The organism is Allobosea sp. P1_A7 (assembly GCF_056406775.1).
The window spans coordinates 1-7356 of sequence record NZ_JBFTZN010000290.1 but is presented as its reverse complement, the minus strand read 5'-3'; the positions used below and the strand labels follow the sequence as shown (position 1 = coordinate 7356).

Annotated in this window: 7 protein-coding genes; 5 read left to right on the top strand and 2 right to left on the bottom strand. The window is 59.2% G+C overall.

Annotation, left to right across the window (positions count from 1 at the left end):
- Window positions 1-148: 148 nt before the first annotated feature.
- On the top strand, window positions 149-352 hold the full coding sequence (locus tag AC1D34_RS31385) for a hypothetical protein (protein ID WP_476826338.1): 204 nt from the start codon (window positions 149-151) through the stop codon (window positions 350-352).
- Here AC1D34_RS31385 and AC1D34_RS31380 read toward each other — a convergent pair.
- Window positions 346-636 (bottom strand): hypothetical protein, encoded by a 291-nt coding sequence (locus AC1D34_RS31380; protein ID WP_476826337.1) that lies wholly within the window; start codon window positions 634-636, stop codon window positions 346-348. The two genes, AC1D34_RS31385 and AC1D34_RS31380, sit on opposite strands and share 7 nt — an antisense overlap.
- 410 nt (window positions 637-1046) lie before the next feature.
- Here AC1D34_RS31380 and AC1D34_RS31375 point away from each other — a divergent pair, with 410 nt between their 5' ends.
- Window positions 1047-1676 (top strand): helix-turn-helix transcriptional regulator, encoded by a 630-nt coding sequence (locus AC1D34_RS31375; RefSeq protein WP_476826336.1) that lies wholly within the window; start codon window positions 1047-1049, stop codon window positions 1674-1676.
- A gap of 20 nt (window positions 1677-1696) precedes the next feature.
- On the opposite strand, the gene AC1D34_RS31370 is transcribed toward AC1D34_RS31375, so the two are convergent.
- Window positions 1697-1942: a hypothetical protein gene (locus AC1D34_RS31370; protein ID WP_476826335.1), complete on the bottom strand. Its 246-nt coding sequence runs from the start codon at window positions 1940-1942 to the stop codon at window positions 1697-1699.
- A gap of 457 nt (window positions 1943-2399) precedes the next feature.
- On the opposite strand from AC1D34_RS31370, the gene AC1D34_RS31365 reads away from it, so the two are divergent.
- The 3 genes from AC1D34_RS31365 (at window position 2400) to AC1D34_RS31355 (ending at window position 6869) form a co-directional block, all read left to right on the top strand.
- Window positions 2400-3242: an SDR family NAD(P)-dependent oxidoreductase gene (locus AC1D34_RS31365; protein WP_476826334.1), complete on the top strand. Its 843-nt coding sequence runs from the start codon at window positions 2400-2402 to the stop codon at window positions 3240-3242.
- A 172-nt stretch (window positions 3243-3414) separates the two neighbouring features.
- Window positions 3415-5151: an ATP-dependent nuclease gene (locus AC1D34_RS31360; RefSeq protein WP_476826339.1), complete on the top strand. Its 1737-nt coding sequence runs from the start codon at window positions 3415-3417 to the stop codon at window positions 5149-5151.
- Entirely contained in the window at window positions 5139-6869 is a 1731-nt protein-coding gene (locus tag AC1D34_RS31355; RefSeq protein WP_476826333.1) for a UvrD-helicase domain-containing protein, read from the top strand. Before AC1D34_RS31360 ends, AC1D34_RS31355 begins: the two co-directional genes overlap by 13 nt.
- Window positions 6870-7356: the final 487 nt, after the last annotated feature.

Genomic DNA, 7356 nt, shown 5'->3' with positions numbered 1-7356 from the left:
CGGCAGAGGCGCGGGCCCAATATCTCTCACATGTCGCCCACGAGGTCGGCTGTGAAGTGGAAAATATGTGCTGGCCGTGGCCGGTTAGACCCAACGCAGCAGCATGACGCTGCATGATCGAAGCGGAAAGTGAGGACATCGCAAAACGATGCTGTCGGAAAACTTCAATTTCACCGTGACGAAGAAGCAGATGATCATCAGTGGCGACGCCGGTGAGGGCGCGGYGGTTTTCCTCGAAACAGATACAGAGGCCACACTTGAACTTCTGACAGGTCCCGATGTCTTGGCCGCTTTGGAGGTGGTTCTCGYCAAAGCCGCCGCCGTTCACGCGAAGCATCACCCCGTTCAGTGATCTTCCAGGTCAGGAGAGCAGCGGCACGCGTCCGTCGATTGCGTCACATCGCGAAGCTTGCGCGGGTCCAAGGCAAAAGCCTCAGCAAAAGCCCGGGCGAAGTCCTCGTCTGTGAAACGGATCACGATTCCGGAGCCAACAATAATCTTCACCTGATGGGCGACATCCCCTTCAGTGAGCCACGCATCAATTTCGTCAAGGCGAGATAGAAAACCTGGCCCACCGATGGGGATGAGGATCTCGTATTTCCACACTCGGGAGCCTTCAGCCGGGAATGCACTCATCACATTGCCAAGCCTCTGTCGTCGCTGCCTGCCCGCCCTCGTCGTCTGAGCAAGGATGCGCGTAATGTCCAGTCCCGAACGAAGCCAGGACGCGCAGGAGCCCTCGAAGGGCGCCTCGGTGACYGCACCTGCAAACCCGCCCGTTCAGTCCCCCGCCCCCGGGGGCGGGCGTGATTCCGCAAATGCTAGCACCGGAGGGAAAATGGGCAAACCCCAGCGACGCACGCGGGCCGAGGGAACATATTGCTCACTCCCGAATTTTGCGGGCGTCTATAACGGTTTAATGACGGCGTGGCGGCGCTCGCAATGGAAACCGAACAAGGGAACAGGGGGGCGTCGCATGAGTTTTATCTCGCAGAGCGTCGGAAAATTGGGGGCTGCCACAGACAATACGAGGCTGGGCTAAATCGATGATCACAAGGAAGGCTGAAACCTGGAGCGCAGCAGCACTCGATCAACAGGAGGGCGCAACATCGCACCACAGGGGTCACGGCGTTGTGCCCTTGAGCATGCTCGACCGCCTCGGTTGTGGTTACCTCGCCATAGAGGATCACCGGCACATCATCGAGGCAAATCCCACGGCCAGATTGATCCTCGGCGGCGAGACGGGCTCGGTTCAGAGTCTCACGGAACTCATGGGCGCGTTCAAGCGATTGATCGCGCGGGCGCCGAACCGACCGGCCCTCGGGTCGATGAGCTGGATCGTCATCGGGAACAAGGACGATGCGCCGTTCATATTAAACCAGGCTCAGCCCGCAGATGCTGTTACACCCGGTATCAGCGTGGTGATGCTGGTCGATCTTGAGGCTCACCTGCAACCCAATCCTTACATGCTTCAGCGCATGTTCGGGCTCACCTTGGCCGAGACCCGAATTGCGCTTCAATTGGCGCGCGGCGATCAGCCCGCCGATGTCGCCCGAAGCTGCAACGTCAGCCGAACTACCATTCGCTCGCAACTGGCCTCGGTCTTCGCCAAGACCAGTACCCGGCGTCAGGCGGAGTTGGTGAAGTTGCTGGCTCTGCTGGCTCTCCTTCCCTGAGAAACCGTGACGGATGGCGTTTATTGTTGGCTGGTAGGAAAACTCGCGCCTCCTGCATCGTCCGCAGCGATGAACGCATGCGCGAAGAGTTCGGTTGGAAACCGGATCAGTAGGGCGGAATAATCAAATGAAGAAAGGACCTCGTAAGGGATTTCCCACTCGCTCAGCCAGCTATCCATTACATGAAGTCGAGATAGGAACTGGCTATCCCCGATCGGGATTACGACGTAGTAAATCCACGTCTCCGAGACTTCGGAACGGTCCATCCGCCTGCTCCCCGGCGAGGGCAGCGCCCGAGGGTCTACGGGCTCAGCACACAGATCAAAACAGAAGATCCCTCTTGCTGTTCCATCAAATGATAATAGAGGAACAAAAAAGAGCCCGCGACGTCCTCCCGCTGCGGGCCAAGTCAGGGGTCATGGGTAGTCTTTTTGGGAAACGCGTCTGGAAAGCCGAGGTTCCGCGCAATCCGAAAGGGCCCGCCACCCGAGGTTCTCGAACTCATTCGAAATGTCGGCGAGCATACCCCAGGCCGAAAAATAGAGCCTCAGGGCGATCTCAGTAAGTTCCTCAGCGGTCGGTACGTTCAGGATCACGTGCGGATCGCGACGAGCGGCCAGACGGCATCCGGGTTGCCATGGCGCATCATCGCGCAGATGTGCGCGCCATCCCCTGGTCCATACCGGTAATGACGAGAGGTCCCGAGACATGGAGAGAAATCAGATGGCATCGGAAACCCCATTCGCTCCTGGAAAGGTGGCTGTCATTACCGGGGCTGCCAGCGGCATCGGCCGCGCCGCTGCCGAGCGATTCTCTGGGATCGGCATGCGCATCGTCCTGTTCGACAGGAATGCAGCCGGGTTGGCCGAGGTAGCCGGTTCACTGGCGGCAGAGACGAAGACCATCGCCGGGGATGTGGGTCAGTTCGCGGACGTCGAGCGTCTCCGGGACGCGGCCTTCCGAGCCTTCGGGGAGGTCAATGTGCTCATGAACAACGCCGCTATCGGTGGCGAGGGCAGCGACAATTGGAATGGTCTCGACGCCTGGCGTCGAATCCTTGAGGTGAACTTTTGGGGCGTCGTCAATGGCGTGCATGCCTTCACCCCGGCGATGCTTGAACAAGGTAGTCGCGCGGCGATCATCAACACCGGATCGAAGCAGGGCATCACCAATCCGCCGGGGTTCCCGGCCTACGCGGTTTCGAAGGCGGGCGTGAAAACGCTGACCGAGCAACTCGCTCACGGTCTTCTCGAAACCGGCAAGCCCGTGAGCGCACACCTGTTGGTTCCCGGCTGGACCTATACGGGCTTGACCAATGCCCCCGACGGCAAGCGGCCCGCGGGTACATGGACGGCCGATCAGGTCGTTGAGCGAATGATCGGGGCGGTCGAGGCTGGCGACTTCTACGTGATCTGTCCCGACGGGATGGTCACGCCCGAACTCGATGCGGCTCGCATCCGCTGGGGAGCCGAGGACATGACCGAGAACCGACCGGCTCTCTCGCGATGGAACCCGGCTTGGAAGGATCGGTTCGAAGCGTTCGTGAAGAAGGAGCTGGGCGAATGAAGCCTTGCGTGATCTGGCAAGCTTGAGGTGCGCCAATCACCCACGAAATTGATCGTGGGCCGTGAGCCGCAAGGTCACAGGGCAGGCAAGCTATTGCGTTGCCTCGGCAGGTCGCTTCCAATACGTCGCGACTCAAATCTGGCGCTGATGTCCAAGAATATAGGGGAAGCAAATCTACCTAGCCTCGCTGACCATCACCAATTTCCGTCGCCTTAAGAGCGCAACGCTCCAATTTAGCCCAGGCCTGAACGTCGTCGTAGGCCCAAACAATATCGGCAAGACAGCGGTGGTCGACGCTCTTCGGGCATTGCTTGCTGGAGCCGATGATCCCTATCCAAGATTCACGGTCGATGATCGGCATCTGCCAAAGGGCGAAGCTGGCGCTGGCGATATTGCGTTCGAGTACGTCTTCAAGGAGCTGAATGCCGACGACGAGGCCGACTTTCTGCACGCCCTTAGGGTTGGAGGGGACGGTAAGGTTGAGGCGAAGATCGGCGTCACCTACAGCGATGCCGACAAGGCGGGTCGGTTGCGATCGCGGAAATGGTGCGGCGATCACGACGAGGTTGGCATGACCTCAGGCATGCTCGACAACCTCCGAAGCGTCTATCTTCAGCCCTTGAGGGACGCAGAACTCGGGTTGCGCCCCAGCCGCAATAGCCAGCTCTCCCGGCTTCTGCACTTGCTGTCGGATGATGTCGGCAAGGCACAAATTGTGGAAGAGCTCAAAAAGCTCGACCTTGCTCTCAAGCTGCTCAAGCCGATCGAGGCCACGCAGAAAGCGATCTCCGGGCGTCACGCCACTATGCTGGGTGCGCAGCTTGCTCAGGCGCTCAGTGTCGAGCTCACCGGAAACGACTTCGGCAAGCTCGCCGCTCGCCTTTCGCTCTTGGTGGACACGTTCGAGATCGAACGCAACGGCCTAGGCTACAACAACTTGATTTTCATGGCCGTGGTTCTGAGCGAGCTTGCCAAGAATGCCGACGCCGCTTTCCGCGGCCTGATCGTCGAGGAGCCCGAAGCCCATCTGCACCCGCAACTCCAAGCAGTACTGCTTCGATACCTTTCGGCCTTGCAGAGCAAGGAGGGCGAGAGGCCTGTTCAGATCTTCGTCACCAGCCATTCGCCGAATTTCGCGAGCATCGCGGATCTGGATTCGATCGTGTGCCTGGTGGACACCAGTACCGGAGTCGAGACCTTCCATCCTCGAACGATCATGTTTGGCAAAGGCAAGCGTGAGAAACTGAAGCGCTATCTCGACGTCACTCGAGCCGAGCTGTTCTTCGCCCGCCGCGTTGTCTTCGTCGAGGGGGCCGCCGAGCTGATCATGGTCAGTGTTCTGGCCCAGTGCGCGAAGTTCGACCTGCGCGATTACGGCGTCAGCCTCATCAGCGTCGAAGGGCTGAACTTCGATTCCTTCCTGCCGCTCTTCGGAAAGACGGGCATCAAGATTCCGGTCTCGGTGATCACTGACGCGGACCCCCAGAAAGTGAAAGGCGCGGATGGGAAGGACGTGGCGCACTATCCGGCCGCCGCCGAGGCAATCGTCGTTTCCGACAACACTGCCGCCATGAAGGCCCTGGACGATGACTTTGTGAAGGTCTTCCACGGGCAGAAAACGTTCGAGTACGACTTGGCGCTGGTGGGAGCAAACCGCGATGCAATGCTAAAGGCTCTGGGCACCATCCATCCGATCATCGCCAAAAACCTTACCGCTTCCGTCGACGCTGCCATCGGCGATCRAGCGAAGGCCAAGGCACTGTTCCGCGGGATGTTCGAACGCGACGAGGACAACGTTCAGAAGGGAAAATTCGCCCAGGCGCTCGCTGCATGCATCCAAGATGAAGGCATGGAGTTCGTCGTCCCGGGCTATATCCGGCGCGCCATCGAGCACGCGTGCCAGCCGTGATCGAGCTTTCAGAGCAGCAACGGGCGATTGTCGAGCTACCACTCGAGGCTCTCTCTGTAACTGCCTGTGCGGGAAGCGGTAAAACCAAGACCGCGGTACATCGCCTCGCGGAGATGCGCGCGCGTTTGGACGACGATCGGGGCATGGTTGCGCTGCTGTCCTTTTCCAATGTCGCCGTCGACACCTTCAAAAGGGACTATCTCGACCTCGGTCGTTCCCAAGCAGGACGCCGGCGATCCATGATGGTCGAAATCGATACCGTCGATGGATTCATCACCGGCAATATTCTCCGGCCACATGGCCACCGTGAGATGGGCTGTGACCGAACGCCCTTCCTCGTAGAGGGACGGGAGCCCTTCCTCAAAAGCTTCACGGTGTTCGACGGCGAACGGTCCAATCCGATCGCCGACCTTCAGATACGCACAAAAGATCGGAAGTTTGAATTTGGCTTGGGTCGCAATTTTACACTGGTAGATCGCGCTCGGGCGATCTCAGCGATGGAGAAGCTAGGCAAGGTGGGCGCGTACACCCATGAGATCGCGCGCTATTGGGTGATCAGAACGCTAAAAGCGCAACCGTTCGTTCTTCGCGCGTTGGCGCGTCGGTATCCGCAGATTCTCATCGACGAGGCGCAGGATATCGGACCAATGCACGAAGCCATCTTGCAGATTTTGGTCAAAGCGGGATCCGTTCTCTCCCTGATCGGGGATGCCAACCAGGGAATCTATGAGTTTTCCGGGGCAAACGGTCGGTTCCTCGCCGAGTACGGCCGGTCCCCCGGCGTGACTGCGCGCGACCTCAAAATCAACTACCGCTCGGTGCCGGCCATCCTTGAGATCGCCAACACCCTCTGTGGTCGCGAGGACAAGCCCGATCGCGGTGCGCCTCGCTCGCTGCATGGCGCATTTTACTTCCCCTACAAGAAGACAGAGAAGGCGGCCGCTCTTGCGGTATTCGGGAACATGCTCGCCGCAGCCAAAATTGCCGAGGACCAAGGCATCGTGCTCTGTCGTTCTGCGGACTGGGCCGATGATTGGGGCGGTGGAGGCGAGACGCAGGGGCAGGGAACCGTTCGGGCCTTTACGGAGGCCGTTGTATACCGCGATCGGCAGCGACGCTTCGATAAGGCCTTTCGGAGCACCTGCATTGGAATCTCTGGACTGCTGGACCCGCGTCACTCTGATTTGACGTCGCGGCTGACGCGCGGCACTTTGACCAGTGAGTTCCTTGCGATGAAGCGCGAGATTTGGTCGTTTGCTCGGAATCCAGATGACGGATTGCCGTGTGGGCATCTCCTGGCGAATTCCGAGTGGCACCCATTGCTGCTGAGACGAATCAGGGAATTCCTGAACCGGCTGTCGACGACCTACGGCCTCGGACTGGCAGATAACCTTGGCGCACGGCTTGCCAAGCGGGCTTTGGATGATCGCCCGTTGGTTGAAGCTGAAAGCCTCGCAGAACCGAAGGCTCATCGGTTCCGTGTTTCGACTGTCCATAAGGTGAAAGGTGAATCCCTTGAGGCAGTTATGTACGTGGCCCGCAAGGAACACATTCGAGCGCTTCTCGACGGTACGCAGAGCGAACTCGGCCGCATCGGATACGTCGCGCTGACCCGGGCTCGAAATCTCTTCGTTCTGGCAGTACCCGATAACGCGTTGAACGACCTCGAAGCCGACCTCGAGGCCAAAGGATTCCGCAGAGCGGGTGCCGTAGCCTAGCGGCTCTCATCGGCGGCGCAGCGCTTGAGACGCCCTGCACGATGCGCGTTTTCCTGCCTCCCTCCTCGAAAGGAAGCGTCGGCGCTTCATCGAGACCATCGCGCCGACGCTGAGGCTTCAGTCTACTTCGATCGTGAGTTCATCCGCTTCGGGGAAATCGATGCTGGCGTAGCAGGCGTCGTCGGCGGGCCACTTGCAGTCGAAGTATTGCGACTTCGATCCAGCGCGTTTCGCTCCGGTGAGTAAAACCTGCGGATCAAGCTCTGGGCGTTTGAAGGCGAGCGGAGCGCTCGCAATCTAGTCGGTTTTTAGTAGATTCAGCCTTCCGCGAATCGAAGCATTTGGACAGGAAATCGAATTGGATAGTGGTCTCCCGCATGGGTTTAGCATAAAGTCCCGGGGCCGGAGTGGTCCGCCTTATGCAGTCTATTATTTTGGAAGATACATAAAGTCATTCCAGTCGCAGCTCTCCGCAAGGAATTTTATT